This window comes from Micromonospora sp. NPDC048935 (assembly GCF_043197875.1).
Lineage (GTDB): Bacteria > Actinomycetota > Actinomycetes > Mycobacteriales > Micromonosporaceae > Micromonospora.
Window position 1 is genome coordinate 137,030 of the sequence record NZ_JBICTZ010000004.1, and the last position, 17,617, is coordinate 154,646.

The following is a 17,617-nucleotide window of genomic DNA, read 5'->3' on the forward strand; positions in this document are numbered from 1 at the left end:
CCGCCCCGCATGGCAGCTCCGGCCGCCGCTCACCGCGGCGACACCAATCAGATGGTCAGGACGTCGATCAGGAGGATGCGGGCGCTCCGGCGCTCGACAACAGTATGGAACGTACGCGTTTCTTCCGCCGACCGGTGGTCTGGATCATCCTGGTCATCCTCGGCGCAGTTGTGCTCAGTCAGCTGTTCACCGCTGGTCCCAGCTACCACCGCGTGGACACTTCCGTTGCGCTCGATCAGCTCCACACCGCCAAGATCAACAAGGTGGTCTTCCAGGACAAGGAGCAGACGCTCCAACTGGACCTGGCCCAGAAGACCAAGTTCGGCAAGACCGAGACCAACAAGATCGAGGCTCAATTCCCGTACCAGGTCGGCGACGAGATCTGGAACGAGGTGCTGGACGCCAAGGCGGCCAACCGCGTCACCGGTCCGGCCGACGCCAAGGTCTCCTCGGACAGCATCTGGGTGAGCCTGCTGGTCAACCTGCTGCCGATCGCGTTGCTCGTCCTCCTGCTGCTGTTCTTCATGTCGCAGATGCAGGGCGGCGGCTCCCGGGTGCTCAACTTCGGCAAGTCCAAGGCGAAGATGATCACCAAGGACACTCCGAAGACGACCTTCGCGGACGTCGCGGGTGCCGAGGAGGCCGTCGAGGAGCTGCACGAGATCAAGGACTTTCTCCAGAACCCGGCGAAGTACCAGGCTCTGGGCGCCAAGATCCCGAAGGGTGTGCTGCTCTTCGGCCCGCCCGGCACCGGCAAGACGCTGCTGGCCCGCGCGGTCGCCGGCGAGGCCGGGGTGCCGTTCTACTCCATCTCCGGCTCCGACTTCGTGGAGATGTTCGTCGGTGTCGGCGCCAGCCGGGTCCGCGACCTCTTCGAGCAGGCCAAGACCAACGCTCCGGCGATCGTCTTCGTCGACGAGATCGACGCCGTCGGCCGGCACCGTGGCGCCGGCATGGGCGGCGGTCACGACGAGCGCGAGCAGACGCTCAACCAGCTGCTCGTCGAGATGGACGGCTTCGACACCAAGGGCGGGGTCATCCTGATCGCGGCCACCAACCGGCCGGACATCCTCGACCCCGCGCTGCTGCGCCCCGGTCGGTTCGACAGGCAGATCCCGGTGGACGCCCCCGACATGGAGGGCCGCAAGGCCGTCCTGCGGGTGCACGCCAAGGGCAAGCCGTTCACCCCCGACGTCGACCTCGACTCGGTGGCGCGGCGTACCCCGGGCTTCAGCGGCGCCGACCTGGCCAACGTGATCAATGAGTCGGCCCTGCTCACCGCCCGTAAGGACCAGCGGGCGATCACCAACGAGACCCTGGAAGAGTCGATCGATCGGGTGATCGCTGGTCCGCAGCGGCGGACCCGGGTGATGAGCGACCAGGAAAAGAAGATCACCGCGTACCACGAGGGAGGGCACGCGCTTGTCGCCTGGGCGCTGCCGCACGCCGCGCCGGTGCACAAGGTGACGATCCTGTCCCGGAGTCGGTCACTGGGCCACACCCTGGTGCTGCCGACCGAGGACAAGTACACCCAGACCCGGGCCGAAATGATCGACACCCTGGCGTACGCGCTGGGCGGGCGGGCCGCCGAGGAGCTGGTCTTCCACGAGCCGACCACCGGCGCGGGCGACGACATCAACAAAGCCACCCAGCTGGCCCGCGCGATGATCACGCAGTACGGCATGAGCTCCAAGCTCGGCGCGATCAAGTACGGCACCAGCGGAGACGAGCCGTTCCTCGGCCGCAACATGGGTCACGAGCGGGACTACTCGGACTCGGTGGCCGCCGAGATCGACGGCGAGATGCGGGCGCTCGTCGAGCTGGCGCACGACGAGGCCTGGGAGATCCTGGTGGAGTACCGGGACGTCCTGGACAACATCGTGCTCGAGCTGATCGAGAAGGAGACCCTCTCCACCGCCGACATGGCGCGGATCTGCGCCCGGGTGGTCAAGCGCCCGCCGCTGGTGCCCTACAACGGCTTCGGTAAGCGCCAGCCGTCCACCGAGCCGCCCGTGCTCACCCCTGCGGAGAAGGACAAGCTCAAGGCGCAGGCCCAGGCCGACGGCGCGCAGGCGTCGGTCGGCGGTGGGGCGCCGTCCAACAACTCGGACGGTACGCACTGAGCAACGACTCGACGGCCAGCTCCCCTCACCGGGAGCTGGCCGTCTCCGCGACCGAGCCGGACGGCGACGACGGGCTGGACTACGTTGCCGCCCGGCTGATCAGTGGCCGGTTGACCGGCCGTCCCGTCGAGGACGCCGTCGACCTGGGCCGCATCGAGAAGGCCGTCCGCGAGATCCTCATCGCGGTCGGTGAGGATCCCGACCGCGACGGGCTCCAGCAGACCCCGGCCCGGGTCGCCCGCGCGTACGCCGAACTATTCGCCGGCCTGCGCGTCGACCCGGCCCAGGTGCTCAGCACCACCTTCGAGGCCAACCACGAAGAGCTGGTGATCGTCCGGGACATCGACGTGATGAGCCTCTGCGAGCACCACCTGCTGCCGTTCCGCGGCAGCGCGCACATCGGCTACATCCCCGGCCCGGACGGGCGGATCACCGGCCTGTCCAAGCTGGCCCGACTGGTCGAGGTCTTCGCCCGCCGACCCCAGGTGCAGGAGCGACTCACCTCGCAGGTCGCTGACCTGCTGATGAACAAACTCGAGCCACGTGGCGTCGTCGTCGTGCTCGAGTGCGAACACATGTGCATGGCGATGCGTGGCATCCAGAAATCCGGTGCCAAGACCATCACGTCGGCGGTGCGCGGCATCCTGCAGACCGACTCCAAGTCCCGTGCCGAGGCGATGGCGTTGATCATTCCCCGCTGAGGTTCCGACGCACGACGGCCGGCCGACCCGTTCCGGGACGGCCGGCCGGTGCGTTCCCGGCGGATCAGCCGGCGAGTAGGACCAGCAGCAGGCCGGCCGTCACCAGCACCGCCGGCACCAGGCACACAAGCGCGCCGAAGCGCACCGTCCGATCCAGTCGCTCGGCGGGGCTCACGCGGAACAACCGCCCAATGCCCACCCAACCGGCGACGAACGCGACAGCCGGCATCGGCAACCCACAGATCAACGCGGCCACACTTGCCGCTCCCACGCCGGTAGCCGCGTACACCGCGATCTGGATCAGCGGCACCACGAGCGCGAACGGCCCGTACACCAGCAGGTTGCGCACCCGCGCGGGCCAGGACCCCGGTCGGAACCGGCGCCGCGCGGCCAGGGCCGCGTCCGCCGCCTCGGCCCGGCCCCGCGCGACCCGCAGCGCCGCGAGCACGGCTGCCGGGCCGCCCGCCATCGACCGGGACGCCTCGCTCAGCTCCGGTGGCGACGGCACCAGGGAAATCGCTGGTACGCCCAGCTCGCGCAGCCGCTCCTGCTGGCTCGCCAGCTCGGTACGGACCACCGACAACTCCTCCCGGGCGGTCTCCGCCGACCGGGCCTGCTCACCGGCGGCGGCAGCCGCACTGCGGCGTACCCCGTCCAGTTGGCGGGCTGCGGCCAGGTATTCCGCCCAGGCCGAGCTGGGCTCGACCGTCGCCTGCGTGGCGTCCTCGTTCGCCGCGGGAACCCGCTGCCGCCCCGGCCCGGTCACCGTGGCCTTCGGACCCATCTCGACACCTCCTGCCCGCGCCACCGGATCACCCGGCCTCGTCGGCGAACGGCACCAGGACCGTGCCCCGCTCGTCCGGACCGTCCCAGAGCACCGCCCGGTCGGGCCGACCCCGCCACTCCACCGCCCGCCCGAAGACCGCGGTGAGCTGCGCGACCGGCACGTCCAGCACGACCACGGCGGCCAGCTTGTCGGCCTCGCCAGGTGGTTCGAGAAGTGCGGCGAACGGCGGCACCGCACGCCACCAACCCAGCAGGTGCCGGCCCGTCGGCGGCCCGTCCCGCAGCAGCGCACGAAGCCGGTCCACCGGCAACTCCCGTGGGCCCGGCCGGTCCAGACCGAAGACCACCAGGTACGTCGGCAGGTCGTCGGCCGGATCCGCGAGCAGCGTCGGCACATCCACCAGCTCGGCCGGATGCCGGGTCGCCAGCTCCGCCGTCAACGCCTCCGCCAACGCTCTGGCGCCCGGATCCGGTGCCGCCACCAGGAAACGGGCGGTGCCCGTCGCATGGTGGCCCGCGGTGCTGCGGGCTGCCGTCGCCAACAGCCCGCCCGCCGCCGCACCCGATCCGAGCACCGCGAGATTGCGGCCCGCGGCCGGCCCCAACGGTACGGCGACCGTTGAGCGGGCCACATCCACGGCGCGGCCCAGCAGGGCGGCCGGCCCGTGCGACTGCCCCGCCAACGCCGCCCGGTGCTGCGGATCGTTGCCGAGCACAGGACGGGCGTACCCGGCGAAGACGACCGGCGGCACCGACCTGGCCGGGCGGGCCTCCCACAGCTCGTGCCGAAGCCCCTCCACCACCTCCGGGTGGTCCTGCGGATCAGGGTGCCGGATCAGTCGTTCGTGACCTCGGATCGCGCCCCGGGGGCCGCCGAGCCCGCCGGCAGTGTTCACCACCGCGCTGCCCACCGGCAGGCCCGCGGCCGAGTCGTTCGTCGGCTCCAGCACCGGACTGCCACCCGGTAGCGCCACCCGTACCGGAAACTGCCCAAGCACCGAATCCCGATGCCCCACGTCCGCGCGGGCACCCAACCCCAGCTCGCCCGCACCGGCCAACACCAGGTGCACGCCGTACGCCCGCCCGGACCGAGCCAGCCCGTCCAACTGGGCGGCCACCTCGGCGGCCAGCCGGTCCCGCTCGGCGAAGAGCAGCGGCACATTATCCAACACGCACACGATCCGGGGCAGCGGCTGATGCTGACGCAACTCGGCGAAGCGTTGGCCGCCGGCCCGCGCCCCAGCCTCCGCCCTACGCTGCACCTCGGCCGTCAACTCGTCGAGCAGGTCCCGGACGTACTCCCGATCGGCGGCCATTGCCGCCGCACGCACCTGCGGAATCCACGACCGGTCCCGCTCGGTCTGCAGAAACTCCACGAACGACTCACCGTCGCCGAGATCCACCAGGTAGAGCATCAGCTCGTCCGGGCCGTAGCGGGCGGCGAGGCCAAGCATCGCGGTGGTCAGGAACGCCGCGCGACCCGCCGTGGACCGCCCACTGACCAGCCAGTGCGGGGTCAGCTCGGTGAAGCCCAGGGGCACCGACCGCCCGCCGGCATCACCAACCGTGGTGGTCAGCCCGTCCGTGGAATCCGACTCCCACAGCCGGTCACCCGTCGGCGGCAGCAGAGCCGCCAACCCCAACCGCGAGCCGGCCTCCACCTGCTCGGCAAGCCGCCGACAGACCGCATCGACGAGATCAGCCGGGGGGTCCGACTCCACGAAGACCGGTGAGTTCAATCCGCCCGGCGGATCCGCCCCGGGGCTGGCAAAGGACGCAGTCGGTGGGTCACCGAGCAGGGCGTACGAGTTACGCAGCGTCAGCGGTGTGCTGTGCGGCAGCGGTGCCCGACCCGCGTGCGGACCGGACGGAGGCCAACCGGCCACCATCAGGTGCAGGCCGGCGGCCGGCCCCTGCTCGGCCAGCGCCTCGATCCGCGCCAGATCGGTCGGCCCGGTCGACTCCGGCAGAGCGGCGAACACGAGCAACAGCGTGCGGTCGTGGCGGCGTCGCCCACTCGCCCCCGGAGTGACCCACTGCTCCGCCTCCGTCAGCACCGCGCGCAGACCCGCCACGTCCACCGCCGTCGGCGGTAACAGGCCAGCATCGGCGAGCGCGCCGAACGGGGCCAGCGCGGCACCCGTGGCATCCACCGCGCGAATCAACAACGCGCCCGCCGGCGTCGCGGCCAACAACCGCAGGAGTACGGCCCGGAGCAACCCGGCCACCCGTGGCTCCCGAGCGTCGGCGTCCACGCTCAGGTGACCCGTGCCGACAAGTGGCACCAACGCGGGAAAGCGGGCGTCATCCAACGGCGCCGCCGTGCCGACCCGGACGAACGGCGGCGGGCCGTCACCCGCCGGCGAGTCCACGGTGAGGGAATCCAACGCGGCGCCCGACCAGCCCGGGGCCAACCGCGCGGCGACCACCCGAAGTCGATCGGCCAGCTCGTACTGGCGGCGCTGGTCGGCAGGGGCCGGCCGCGTCTCATCCAGAATCCCGGCGGCAGCGGTCGCGACAGCCGCCGCCCGGCGATGCAGAGCCGCGGCGCGGTTCGTGCGTGACTTCGGACCGGCCACCGCGTCCACCCCCTCTGCCCGAGGTTGGCAACCCCTCCCCGAGCAGAGACGGTATCCCAGTCGAGGCCGCTCCTCCGGGAGGTGCCACGGCGCTGCGCCGGTGATGTCGTGGATCTCACCGACGGGTAGGGTCCGTCACGATCCGCTGGATCTGGGGCATTGGCTCCGGGCCGTCCAGCCGATAACGTCAGGAGGTGGAATCAGTGCAGCCCCCCGCCGGTTCCCAGGTCTCCCGCGTACCGGCCCAGCGGACACCACCCGAGCAGCTGCCGCCCGCCCCGGGGCCGCCGGAGCCGCAGCCGCCCCGCCGCCGAATGCGCACGGTGCTCACAGTCGTCGCCGGGGTGCTCGCGCTGCTCTGCCTCGGCGGGCTCGTCACGGGCGTGGTGCTGTACCACCGCGCGTCCGCCCCAGACCGCAGTACTCCGGATGTGGTGGTGGCTAACTATATCCAGTCCTTCCTCGCTGATCGTAACGACGCGAGAGCAAAGGAGTTTGCCTGTGAGGGAGGCACTGACTTCAACGAGTTAAGGGTTCTTCGGGACGATTTGGTGGCGCGAGAAAAACGCTTCAATACGGCGATTTCAACAAGTTGGGAGAACTTTGACGTTCAGCGCCAAGGCGACTCCGCCAACGTCGAGGTTGACCTAATTTTGTCGGCCTTCGTGGATGGAATATCCCAGAGCGATCGCCAGCGTTGGCGTTTTGAGACGCATCAGCAGGACGGCTGGCGGGTATGTAAGGCCGATGGGCCTTAGGCGGACTCACTCAATCCACAGCAGATGTACTGGAACCTCCAGAGTGGTGGGTGACTGGCCGCGCCAGGCCCAGCGGTACCACTCTGCCTCCGGCGTGATCCGAACGCAGATGTCTCCCTCGGCACCGGAGTAGGTTTCGGTGACCGCTCGCAGGTCGCGGTGCTCCACACCGCCCTCGACGTGCACCACCCGGCGGCCCGTGACGGCGTCCGCCTCGAACACGGGTGTGGGAGCCCGGTGTGCTGGACCATCCAGCGAGACCAACCGGATGCCGGTGTCCCGAGGGCTGTCCTCCGCTGCCCGGTCGCCGACCGATTCCACCCAGACCCGTTCCACCGGCACCAGTGGCGCGAACACCTCGACCTGGTCGGCCTCGGCCCGGTACCACTCGTGCTCGGGGATCACCGGCACGTAGGTCCGGGCACTCTGGACCACCCGGTCGTCCGCGCGCAGGTCGCCACGCCAGCCCAATCCCGGCAGCCCGACCAGCACCCTCTGTCCGCGCAACTCCACCCGCCCTGTCGCGGGAGTGATGGCCAACGGCCGAGGCGGCCGGGGGGCCCAGTCCGGCTGGTCGGCGAAGGGGTCCGGCAACGGTCCAGTCATGTCCGTGCTGGCCTCACTCAGCGTCGCGCAGCGGGGCGCCCCGCTGGCGCATGAACGGGACCGGGTTGACCGCGCCTGAAGCGTTGCGGTTGTTGCGCAGGTGTACTTCGAAATGCAGGTGCGGGCCGGAGGAATTGCCGCTGCTGCCGACCTTTCCGATCACCTCGCCGGCCGCCACCATCTGATGTACCTTGACGAAGGGCTGAACCACCATGTGGCAGTACCGGGTGATGGAGCCACCTGCGTGCAGCAGGTCGACGTACCAGCCACAGCCCTTCTTGCCGGGGAACCCGTCCACGTCGCAGTCCTGCCGGTTGCGGTAGTCCTCATCGCAGGTGGAGACCAGCACACGACCAGCCGCTGCCGCCCGGATCTCGGTGCCCTTGGCCGCGCCGATGTCGACGCCGTCGTGGCCGGGTCGGCTCGCGGTGCGGAAACCGGAGCCGACTCTCCCAGGAATCGGTGCGGTCCAGCCGGAGGCCGCGATCTGGCCGTGCTCGGCCGCGTCGCAGACTGCCTTACCGTTGATTTCGACAGTGCGGGCCGCCCCGCCGGCCAAGGCGTCAACCAGCTTGCTGGCCAGCTCCTCGTGCTTGGCGTACGCGTCCGGATAGGCGCTGATCTGCACCTGCTGCGCCACCACGGTCAGCGGCCGGCGTTGCCAGCCCCGCACCTTGACGAGCTTCTCGTAGAACTTGCGAGCCGTGTACGCGGGCGTCATCCGCTCGGCGACGGAGCCCCACCCCGGCCGCTGCTGAAAAAGGCCCAGCGAGTCGTGGTCGGCCCCGACGCCCTCGTGCGGCAGGGCCAACGAGGCCGGAACGTCGCTGTTCGCCAGGTTGCGCAGAGCGGACTCCTGCATCGCGGTGGCCAGGGCGATCACCCATCCTCGCGAGGGCACCCCCAGATCCTGGCCGACCTTGATGATGATCGCGGCGTTGCGGACCTGTGCGTCGCCGTACTCGGTGAACCTCGGCAACTCGCCGGCGACGTTCACCGGGCGGACCGGGCCGCATCCCCTATCGGCCAGGGTGTCACCGTTCTCCGCGTCGCCACCGAGCCCACTGAGGAAGAACGCCGCGGTGCCGCCGGTGCAGCAGAGGAGGAGCAGCACACCGGTGACCATCGTGGCGATCACTCCGATGCGCAATGGCCGGCGAAGGGGAGCCGCGCCCCCGGCGACGCTCATTGCCGTTCCCAATCCACCACGTCGACCAACCAGCCGTCCTTTGCGGAGACCAACTCCAGTCGTAGCCGACCGGTGTCCAACGGCAGCAACACCTCGACGAACGTCTCGGAGCGTGCCCGCACGTCCGGTGGCCCGGTGACCTTCTCGGCCGGAACCCCGCCCGGGTCGGCGCCGGACAGCTTCTCGGTAAGCGCCGGCGTCGACAACGGCCGCAGGTCGGCCTGCCACTGGTCGGCGACCATACCGGGCTGGCCGAGCCAGGCCTTGGCGAACCGGTCGGCGATCTGCTCGGGGGTGCGGGCACCCGCCGGTGTGATCGGCGACGGCGGAGCCTCGGTGGACGTCACCCCATCGTCACCGACCGTCGGGTCCACGGTGGTGATCGGCCCCTCCGGCCGGTTACTCAGCCCGTCCGCCGGATCGGGGGGGCCCGAGACCAGGCGGGCCGCCCCGATCACACCGAAGATGAGAACTGCGATCACCAGCGCCACCCCCAGTCGGGACCGTAGCGCCCGGGTGAAGAGGAACTCCAGGGCCCGTCGCATCGCCGTCACCGAGCCTCTGAGCGCACCCGCGGTCCGGTACGGTCTGGCGCACGTTCCGTAGAGCCTGGCCGGTAGACCACGAACGACGGGTTCTCGGCCGGCACGTCCGGTTCGGTCCAGGCCGCCGGCTGCCGACGCCGAGGCTGGGGTGGAACCTGACGGCTCCTGGCGCCGGTCTGCTCGCTGGTGCCCTCATCGGCGCGCTCCCGACCGTCCGGGCGCGCGTTGCCGGGCCGCTGAGCCTCCAATGGCGCGGTTGGCGTCGACACCGGGTCCTCCCTGCGTGCCTCCGGACGCAGCCGGGTCTGCTCGGCGTCCGCCGACCGACGACGTCCGCCCGCCGGCTCGGCCGTGCCGCCGGGCTCGACCACGTCGAGCCGCGCCGCGACCCGCATGTCCCGGAAGAAGCGACGGTGCCAGGAACCGGCCGAGCTGACCGCCTCGCTGCTGTCCTTGCCTCCGAGCTGGGTGATCCGCCGGTACGGCCGCAGCAACAGCCAGCCGACCACCCCACAGAGCCAGACCAGCACCACCTGAAGCCAGCCGGGGAGGGTGGACGTGCTCATGATCAGATCGACCGCAAACAGGTAGACCGCGGCCCCGGTGCCGAAGATGGCGATGTTGAAGACCGCGGCGACCACGGCGTTCGCCAGGCGCCGCAGCCCGGCGCTGGCCGGCCGGAGCAAGCCGACCGTGCCCAGGATGGGTGCCGCGATGACCGCCCACCGGAAGATCAGGAAGCCCAGCAGGACCAGCACCGACGCAGTGAGATCGAACAGTGCGAAGAGCACGGCTGCAAGCACCGCGATGAACCCCGAGCCGATTCGGTCCATGTCGCGGGTGCCCATCAGGAATTCGTACGCCTCCGGGTCCTCGATTTTGATTTGCTCAGCAACTGTCATCCATTGCTGCTGTTTGGCCTTGATGACCACATCGCGAGTGGCGGGATTCGAGCGGATTGATTCCGCCTCACCCCAGCTCAGTGATTTGGCGTCATAGAGCGCTCTGCCGTACTTCCTCGCAGTCTCACTTTCAGATGAACCGAGTACGCCACGCAGCCAGTTTCGGTAGAGCATCGACTCGGTCGCGGTGTCGCTGGCCCGGACGGCCGGTGGTCGCTTGTCGACACAGGAATCGGGGTTCGGTAGCACGCACTTGTCGGCTGGGATGTCCCTGGACGCCGGGCCTATGGCGTCGTGCACGACTCCGAGAGAGGTAATTAGCGTGCCGTCGGCGATGTTCGCCGACTTGACTGGCCAGGCCGCGAGTGCAGTAACGGCTATCATCACCAGCAACGCCCAGCCGGCCGTCGTCATCGCATTGCTCATATCGGACTGACGAGAGCGCCAAAGCAGATAGAGGCCCACCACGCATAGCGTGACTATCCCGAAGACGCTAAATACTTTCTGGTAGACGGATTTGGTGGCTTTCTCGACCAGCGGGTCGGCCCAACTCCACATCGAGCGGGGATCCCAAGCTCGCTCCCGCATCGCGTTGGAGGCACCCACTACTGCCGTGGCCATCATGAGTTCGCCGTTGGCGACCGTCGTAGTGAACTTGTAGTCCGGGTGCAGAACGGTAGAGGCGCAGCCGCCCTCTACGTCATAGGTATTGAAGCTGTAGCCGCCGTAGCCGTAGTCGCTGTAGATGCCTTTAGGGCCCGGCAACTTTGAAGACTCTGGGCGGGAAGCGAACCAGCCCGCTAGGCCGGAATCCGGGGCGGACGGCACAGGCGGCTTCCTGCAGTCAATCTCCGCCTCACTGACCTTCTTCAGTTTCTCGACGCAGGCGCGGAAGTCGGCCTGCCACTCCTTGGTCGTGCAGAGGTCGGCGCGGGCCTGGGCGGCGGGCGGTGCGGCGGCCGCGGCCTCCGCGCCGATCAGCGGCCAGGAGAGGGTGGCCCCGGCCAGTACGCCGAGGGCGAGCAGGAACGACGTGATCCGTGCCCGGGCCCTCGCCATGTCACGCCTCCAGATCCGGCAGGGAGATGCTCGGTAGCACGCCGGCCGCCGCGGCGATCGCGGCGGGCGTCGTGTCGAGGTGGTCCAACAGCCCTTCGACGTACGAGACGTCGACGCGGACCTTCTGCACGCGGCCGTCGACGTCGCGCATCACGAACTCGCGGAAGCCGAGGCGGCTGGACGAGCTGGTGTCGGCGGCGGAGAGTGAGGCGAGTGTGGCTTCGTAGCCGTCGTTGACCGGCACCCGCAGCAGCCTCAGCGCTTCGGAGGCGATCTCGGCGTCCTCGGCGATCCGCCCGACGAAGACGGTGGAGACCAGGTTCTGCACGTCGAGGCCGAGGATGTCGCGTGGGTTCTGCGAGGCGACCAGCGCGGCGAGGTTCCACTTGCGGGAGTCCCGGGCGAGCCGGACCAGGAACGAACGCCCGGATCGCCAGCCTTCCATGAAGTGCGCCTCGTCGAGGCCGACGAGTTTGCGCGACGACATCGACCCGCCGTAGCAGCGGCGGACGGCGAGCCGGTGCGCGGTGTGCAGCATCGGCAGGGCCAGTGCTTCCTCGGCGGACCAGTACTCGCGTTCGATCTTGAGGTCGGGCAACCGCAGCCCGGCCATGGTGATCACGGTGAGTGCGGCGTCGGCGCCGAGCAGCCCCTCCGGTGGCCGGCCGAAGAACAGCATGGCCAGGGGCATCTCGGCGGTGTCCAGCAGGAGGTTGGCAAGCTCCTTGCCGGCGTCGTCGTCGAGACGACCGAGGCAGCTCACCACGTCGTCCAGTGTGGACGTCTCCTCGGCGGGGACCTGCCGCACCGCGTGCCGGAACAGGGTGGCGGTCGACGCCTCGCGGGCCACCTGCGGCGGAACGAGCATCATGCAGATGTCCTGGACGAGCATCCGCCGCTCGGCCCGCGCGTTGGAGACGGCGATCTCGAACTCCCGGTCACCAGCCGCGCCGGTAGCGAATTCGGTACGCAGTGGGGTGGGAATGAGTGAGTAGGGTGCCAGGGTGCCGTGCTCCGAGCCGGTCAGGTTCAACACCCGGGAGTACGGTCGCAGCTCGGGCATCGCGCAGAGTCGGGCCAGCGGCCCGGACGGGTCGAGCAGGGTCACCTGGACACCTCTGCGGGCAGCCAGGTAGCCCAGTGCGCCGAGCAGTGTCGACTTGCCACCGCCCGGTTCGGCGACGAAGACCGCGAGCCCGGAGCGTTCCCGGACCTCCATGGGGAAGTGCAGGTCGAGAAAGACCGGGCGGCGGCAGGTGCCGGCGGTCCGACCGATCAGGTCGCCCCGCCGGTCGCCCACGTTCGAGGCGGCCTGCGGGAGCGCGGCGGCGAGCAACGGCACCGGCATGCGGCGGACGTAGCCGGTGTTGGCGATCGGCTCGCCGGGGATGAACTCGCGGGCCAGCCAGTCCTGGTTTTTCGGGTGTTGCAGGGAGATGCGCAACTCCCGGGAGTAGAGCTGGATGAGCCGGCGGGCGCGCTCCAGGCACTCTTCCCTGGTCCGGCCGCCGACGGCGATCCGGTGCCAGCCGTGCGCACGGGCCGAGTCGACCGGCAGGCCGGTGGTCATCTCGTCGCCGATCACCAGCGCCCGCTTGGCCAGTCGCTCCAGTTCCGGGGGTGCGTCGATGCCGTGCTCGGCGTAGTCGAGCTGCTGCGAGCGGATCATCCGCAGCCGGTGTTCGAGATTGCGGAAGGAGTCACCGGAGCCGAGGATGTCGACGCGGGTGGAAATCTCCATCGGCCACGGCAGCCGCTCGTGGAAGTGCAGCCACGGCTCGTGCCGCTCGGGAATCTCCAGCGGCTCCATCCGGCCCACGGCGAGCACGGCGACGTGCCGTTCCTCGCCGGTCATCCGGTTGACGAGTTTCACCGTCGAGCCGTACGGGGTGCGGTAGCGCTCCACCTGTTCGGTGAGGGCGAGCAGGTCACCGCGCTCCCAGCGCCCGTCGGTGACCGGGGAGAGCGTGCCGGGCGGTGCCATGCACAGCGCCACCGAGCGGTAGAGCAGCCACTCCAGCTCCTGGGCGGTGACCCGCCGGCCGCGCATGCCGAACGCCCCGAGCACCTCGTCGAACTGCTCCACGGTGCGGCCCAGTTTGCGGCGTTCGCCCTCGGCGGTGCCCCGGCCGAAGGTGCGCAGCAACCGCTCGGTGAGCGAGTCGCCGAGGGACCGCCGGGCGAAGGTGACGCCCAGGTAGGTCTGCCCCTCGGCGTGGTTGACGGCCATCAGGTGCCGCTGGGCGGCGACCAGGTGATCAGCCCAACTGGTGGTGCCGGGCACGTCGGCGAGGGGTGCGCGGGTGTGTGCGTCGATGGTGCGCGCCCACTCGTCGGCGGGGAACGGCCGGGTGGTGCGGCGCAGGTGCAGCCGGAAGCCCGCCAGGCCGGCGTACTGCTCGGAGATGGCCGAGAGCAGCGCCTCGCGCTCGGCGTCCGGCCGGAATGCCCAGCGGACCTCGGGCAGCCAATACCAGGCGGTGACGGTGTTGGGGGTGAAGGTCAGGTGGCCGGCGATCTCGGTGATGGCCAGCTCGACCGACGGGTCCCGATCCCCGAATTTGATCTTCGGGGCGCGGACCCGGGTTGGCTTGGTCGGTCGGTCCGGTCGGCTCGCGGCACGCTGCCGGGGCGGGGCGACCTCCCGACCGCTCGGGTCGGTGCCGGTGCCCCCGGGGCGGTCCGAGCGGGTGGCGCGGCGCTCCGTGCCCTCCAGCGCCGGCCGATCCGTGCGGCCGGCGCTGACCGGCTGCTCGGCCGGGGCCGGTTGAGCAGTCGGTCGGTCGGGCTGGGGTGCTGGCCGGCTGGGTGGCGCGACCGTGGAGCGGCTGGCCGGCGTGGCGCTCGCCGGCCCGCTGACCGGACCGGTGCCTGCCGGTGGTCTGACCGGACCGGTGGTTGCCGGTGGTGTGGTGGCGGTGGGGTCGGGCTCGTCCGACGGACGGAGCATCGGCAGCCGATCGCCGACCTGGTGCGGCACCCGGGACTCAATGGCCGGGTGACCGCCGCCGTGTCGTGGCTCGACGGACCGGCGGCCGCTGCGGGGCTGGTCGTCGGGCGTCCACGGTGGTTCGAGCTCGGGTGTCGGGCGGGCCGGTGCCGGGCTGGCCGTCGGCGGCTGGACTGGGATCGCCTGCTGCTCCCGAATGCTCGGGCCGGCCGGCAGGGCTCGCGCGGCGGTGGGCCGTGCCCCGCCGAACAGGTCCAGGAAGGGGGAGTCGATGTCGGCGTTCTCGCCGGCCGAGACCGCACTGGGCTCGGCGGGTGGTGTCCGGCGGGGGACCGGTCGGGGTGCCTGGAACACACCCACCGCACCGTGGCCGGGCGACGTCACCAGCGCGGGGTCGAGGGCCACCTCGTCCTCGTCTTCGGTGTAGTCGAATGATTGCGCTCGGTGACCAGCCGGCACGCCCGAGTGGCCGGCCGGAGGACCCGGCGTGGACGAGCGACTCATGCGACCGCCCTCGAACCTGGCGGAAGGCTCCTGCCCGCGTCGTGCCACGGACCGATCGGCGTACGCCCGGTCATGCCAGCTCCTCCCGGATCCTGATCCGGCTGCCGACCAGGCGCGGGTCGCGCTGCTCGATCGCCGGCTCCCGAGTGCGTCGCCAGTCGGTCAGCGCGGTGCGGATGACCACCCGCGCCGGCCGGTCGGGGTCGACGTGCCGGAAGATGAACGACGTGGTCACGATGGCGAGCGCGATCTCCCAGGCCGGGAAGAGCTCGACCGTCAACGTGAACAGCCAGTGGATGAACATGTAGAGGGGGACCAGCAGCATGAAGAGCCCGTACTGGGCGTAGGGCAGGTGGACCGGAAGGGTGTAACCGGGCGGCCCGAGGTAGACCAGGCGGGCCCGGTAGATGTCGTCGTCGGTGCGCAGCCGCATCTGGTGAACGCGCCTATTCGAAGATCAGGTCGATCAGGTAATCGCCGACGAAGAAGAGTGTTGCCGCACCGGCGATGAAGGCGAGCCCGACGATCGCGATCGCGGAGCTGGTCAGCACCTTGGAGATCTCGCCCCGGCTGGCCCGGCCGATGAAGATGACGCCCAGGACGGCCAGCAGGATCGGCGCGATCTTGCTGGCGAAGAAGGTGACCACACTGTTGGTGTCGATCCCCTTCGGTGCCGGCTCGGCGAGCGGAGTCGACGCCAGGGTGGAGAGCGCGTGGGCGACGCCGGACGACGCCGTCTCCATGAGCTCGAAGGCGATCACTGGAACCTCCCCATAGCGCGGCCGGCGGTGCCGCGGCGGTGCAAAAGGCGAACCTGGCGGAAATCTGCTCCACAGGGCGCAGCGTTCTTGACCCTGCGTTCGTTACTCACCACATAGCGTGGCGAGGTTTGGGCGGATTTTTCCCGCTTCGGCCCTCCCTCCAAGCTTCGCCATCTCGATGCTGGCCAATTCCAAAGCGTACGGGCCGCCCCGGATTGCGACAAGCCGCGAAGAGGCTGCCCGATGCTGCCCGGATGACCGATCGTACACCTGTTCTAATCAGCACGTCAGGGTCGGTCGGGGGAGCCGACCCGGGTCGATTGGCGCCGCCGCCGCGACCGGTACCGTCTAGTCGTGACCGATCTGGTGCGGGCCTCGGGCCCGGTGGTGATGGGCGTCCTCAACGTCACACCGGACTCCTTCTCCGACGGCGGACGGTACGCCGACCTCGACTCGGCCGTCGGACACGGCGTCCGTCTGCGCGACGCCGGTGCACACCTGGTCGACATCGGCGGTGAGTCGACCCGGCCGGGTGCCGAGCGGATCGACGCCGCGACCGAGGTGGCCCGGGTGTTGCCGGTCATCCGCGAGCTGACCGCCGCCGGCGTGGCGGTCAGCATCGACACCAGCCGCGCGCGGGTGGCCGAGGCCGCCCTGTCCGCCGGGGCGGCGGTGGTCAACGACGTCTCCGGCGGGTTGGCCGACCCGGACATGGCCCGCGTGGTTCGCGACGCGCACTGCCCCTGGGTGTTGATGCACTGGCGTGGCCACTCCCGCGCGATGCGTGAGTTGGCCCACTACACCGACGTGGTGGCCGACGTGCGGGCCGAGCTGGCCCAACGGATCGACGCGGCGCTGGCCGCCGGGGTGGCCGCCGATCGGATCATCGTCGACCCCGGGCTCGGTTTCGCCAAGACCGCCGAGCACAACTGGGAACTCAGCGCCCGTCTGCCGGAGCTGCTGGACCTCGGCTGCCCGCTGCTCTTCGGGGCCAGCCGCAAGTCGTACCTCGGCAGGTTGCTCGCCGCCCCGGACGGCACCCCACGACCGACCGCCCAGCGGGAGGCGGCCACGGTGGCCACCAGCGTGCTGGCGGTCGCCGCGGGAGCCTGGGGCGTCCGCGTGCACGACGTGCGGGCCACCGCCGACGCCCTCGCGGTCTGGGTCGCGACCGGCAGCCCGCGCCTGGCCGTGCCGTCGCACGACCAGCCGCGGGCACGACACGAGTACGAGCAGGAGGTACGGCGATGACGACCGACCGGATCCAGCTGACCGGCCTGCGGGCCCACGGCCGACACGGGGTGTACGACTTCGAGCGGGCCCAGGGACAGGACTTCGTGGTCGACGCCGTCCTCGAAATGGACCTGGCCCCGGCGGCTGCCAGCGACGACGTCACCGACACCGTCCACTACGGCGAGTTGGCCGAACGCCTGGTCGCGGTGGTGACCGGCGAGCCGGTGAACCTGATCGAGACCCTGGCCGACCGACTCCTCGCGGTCTGCCTGGCCGACGAACGGGTGGGCACCGCCACGATCACCGTGCACAAGCCGGAGGCCCCGGTGCCGCACACCTTCACCGACGTGGCCGTCACCATGACCCGGACGCGGGCCCGGTGACCAGGGCGGTGCTGTCGCTCGGCAGCAACCTGGGCGACCGGCTGGGCCACCTGCGCACGGCTGTCGCCTCGTTCGGCGACACCGTACTCGTGCTCTCCGGGGTGTACGAGACTCCACCGTGGGGCGACGCCGACCAGCCCGCGTACCTCAACGCGGTGCTGCTCGCCCAGGACGCGAGCGCGACCCCGCGCGACTGGCTGGAGCGGGCTCGCGGCGCGGAGCACGCGGCCGGCCGGGTCCGTGACCCGCAACGGCGGTTCGGGCCGCGCACCCTCGACGTGGACGTGATCGCGGTCTGGGGCGACGACGACGAGCCGGTGCTCAGCGACGACGAGGAGTTGACCCTGCCGCACCCCCGGGCGCACCTGCGCGCCTTCGTGCTGCGGCCGTGGATCGACATCCAGCCGTACGGCCGGCTGCCCGGTCACGGCTGGTTGACCGACCTGCTCACCACCGGCCCCGCGGCGGCCGACGCGCTGGAACTGCGCCCCCGGCCGGAGTTGGCGTTAGAGTCGACGGCATGACCGAGCGGAGTCGG

At 70.6% G+C, this 17,617-nt stretch carries 14 protein-coding genes and 1 pseudogene; 6 read left to right on the forward strand and 9 right to left on the reverse strand.

Annotated elements, in window-relative coordinates; genetic code table 11:
- Positions 1–104 precede the first annotated feature (104 nt).
- Together ftsH and folE are read left to right on the forward strand one after the other, a co-directional pair.
- Positions 105–2,123 (forward strand): ATP-dependent zinc metalloprotease FtsH, encoded by a 2,019-nt coding sequence (gene ftsH / locus ACGFIW_RS13850; RefSeq protein WP_393314366.1) that lies wholly within the window; start codon positions 105–107, stop codon positions 2,121–2,123.
- 35 nt (positions 2,124–2,158) lie between these two features.
- Positions 2,159–2,824: a GTP cyclohydrolase I FolE gene (gene folE / locus ACGFIW_RS13855; protein WP_393315283.1), complete on the forward strand. Its 666-nt coding sequence runs from the start codon at positions 2,159–2,161 to the stop codon at positions 2,822–2,824.
- A 64-nt stretch (positions 2,825–2,888) separates the two neighbouring features.
- On the opposite strand, the gene ACGFIW_RS13860 is transcribed toward folE, so the two are convergent.
- Both ACGFIW_RS13860 and ACGFIW_RS13865 read right to left on the reverse strand, forming a co-directional pair.
- A complete protein-coding gene (locus ACGFIW_RS13860; protein WP_393314369.1) occupies positions 2,889–3,608 on the reverse strand; it encodes a hypothetical protein in 720 nt (239 codons plus the stop codon).
- Positions 3,609–3,636: 28 nt separating this feature from the next.
- Positions 3,637–6,198 (reverse strand): FtsK/SpoIIIE domain-containing protein, encoded by a 2,562-nt coding sequence (locus ACGFIW_RS13865; protein ID WP_393314372.1) that lies wholly within the window; start codon positions 6,196–6,198, stop codon positions 3,637–3,639.
- Between the two features lie 194 nt (positions 6,199–6,392).
- Between ACGFIW_RS13865 and ACGFIW_RS13870 the strand changes: the two genes are divergently transcribed.
- Positions 6,393–6,947 carry a hypothetical protein gene (locus tag ACGFIW_RS13870; RefSeq protein ID WP_393315286.1) on the forward strand — a complete coding sequence of 185 codons (555 nt, stop codon included), beginning with the start codon at positions 6,393–6,395 and terminating at the stop codon, positions 6,945–6,947.
- A gap of 6 nt (positions 6,948–6,953) precedes the next feature.
- On the opposite strand, the gene ACGFIW_RS13875 is transcribed toward ACGFIW_RS13870, so the two are convergent.
- The 7 genes and pseudogenes from ACGFIW_RS13875 to ACGFIW_RS13905 form a co-directional block, all read right to left on the reverse strand.
- Positions 6,954–7,553: a hypothetical protein gene (locus ACGFIW_RS13875; protein ID WP_393314375.1), complete on the reverse strand. Its 600-nt coding sequence runs from the start codon at positions 7,551–7,553 to the stop codon at positions 6,954–6,956.
- 13 nt (positions 7,554–7,566) lie between these two features.
- Positions 7,567–8,742, reverse strand: a complete 1,176-nt coding sequence (locus ACGFIW_RS13880) for a M23 family metallopeptidase (protein ID WP_393314377.1) — start codon at positions 8,740–8,742, stop codon at positions 7,567–7,569.
- The gene (locus tag ACGFIW_RS13885; RefSeq protein WP_393314380.1) at positions 8,739–9,296 is read right to left on the reverse strand and encodes a hypothetical protein; all 558 of its coding nucleotides are present in this window, start codon (positions 9,294–9,296) and stop codon (positions 8,739–8,741) included. The genes ACGFIW_RS13880 and ACGFIW_RS13885 overlap by 4 nt, the downstream gene beginning before the upstream one ends.
- Complete coding sequence (locus tag ACGFIW_RS13890; protein WP_393314382.1) at positions 9,293–11,248, reverse strand: MFS transporter; 1,956 nt, start codon at positions 11,246–11,248, stop codon at positions 9,293–9,295. The genes ACGFIW_RS13885 and ACGFIW_RS13890 overlap by 4 nt, the downstream gene beginning before the upstream one ends.
- 1 nt (position 11,249) lies before the next feature.
- Positions 11,250–13,948: pseudogene (locus ACGFIW_RS13895) on the reverse strand (ATP-binding protein); the annotation flags it as partial.
- Positions 13,949–14,772: 824 nt separating this feature from the next.
- Positions 14,773–15,135 (reverse strand): hypothetical protein, encoded by a 363-nt coding sequence (locus ACGFIW_RS13900; RefSeq protein ID WP_007466101.1) that lies wholly within the window; start codon positions 15,133–15,135, stop codon positions 14,773–14,775.
- Positions 15,136–15,148: 13 nt separating this feature from the next.
- Positions 15,149–15,463 carry a hypothetical protein gene (locus tag ACGFIW_RS13905; protein ID WP_074315118.1) on the reverse strand — a complete coding sequence of 105 codons (315 nt, stop codon included), beginning with the start codon at positions 15,461–15,463 and terminating at the stop codon, positions 15,149–15,151.
- A 354-nt stretch (positions 15,464–15,817) separates the two neighbouring features.
- Between ACGFIW_RS13905 and folP the strand changes: the two genes are divergently transcribed.
- From folP to folK, 3 genes are read left to right on the forward strand one after another with little or no spacing between them, the layout of a single operon-like run.
- On the forward strand, positions 15,818–16,714 hold the full coding sequence (gene folP, locus ACGFIW_RS13910; protein WP_393314385.1) for a dihydropteroate synthase: 897 nt from the start codon (positions 15,818–15,820) through the stop codon (positions 16,712–16,714).
- Complete coding sequence (gene folB, locus ACGFIW_RS13915; protein ID WP_393314388.1) at positions 16,711–17,079, forward strand: dihydroneopterin aldolase; 369 nt, start codon at positions 16,711–16,713, stop codon at positions 17,077–17,079. The genes folP and folB overlap by 4 nt, the downstream gene beginning before the upstream one ends.
- Positions 17,076–17,603 carry a 2-amino-4-hydroxy-6-hydroxymethyldihydropteridine diphosphokinase gene (gene folK / locus ACGFIW_RS13920; protein ID WP_393314391.1) on the forward strand — a complete coding sequence of 176 codons (528 nt, stop codon included), beginning with the start codon at positions 17,076–17,078 and terminating at the stop codon, positions 17,601–17,603. The genes folB and folK overlap by 4 nt, the downstream gene beginning before the upstream one ends.
- Positions 17,604–17,617: the final 14 nt, after the last annotated feature.

Excerpts from the sequence above, each read along its gene's own strand:
- ftsH (WP_393314366.1), top strand. The coding sequence starts at position 105 with ATGGAACGTACGCGTTTCTTCCGCCGACCGGTGGTCTGGATCATCCTG.
- ACGFIW_RS13860 (WP_393314369.1), bottom strand. The coding sequence starts at position 3,608 with ATGGGTCCGAAGGCCACGGTGACCGGGCCGGGGCGGCAGCGGGTTCCC.
- ACGFIW_RS13875 (WP_393314375.1), bottom strand. The coding sequence starts at position 7,553 with ATGACTGGACCGTTGCCGGACCCCTTCGCCGACCAGCCGGACTGGGCC.
- ACGFIW_RS13880 (WP_393314377.1), bottom strand. The coding sequence starts at position 8,742 with ATGAGCGTCGCCGGGGGCGCGGCTCCCCTTCGCCGGCCATTGCGCATC.
- ACGFIW_RS13890 (WP_393314382.1), bottom strand. The coding sequence starts at position 11,248 with ATGGCGAGGGCCCGGGCACGGATCACGTCGTTCCTGCTCGCCCTCGGC.
- ACGFIW_RS13900 (WP_007466101.1), bottom strand. The coding sequence starts at position 15,135 with ATGCGGCTGCGCACCGACGACGACATCTACCGGGCCCGCCTGGTCTAC.
- folB (WP_393314388.1), top strand. The coding sequence starts at position 16,711 with ATGACGACCGACCGGATCCAGCTGACCGGCCTGCGGGCCCACGGCCGA.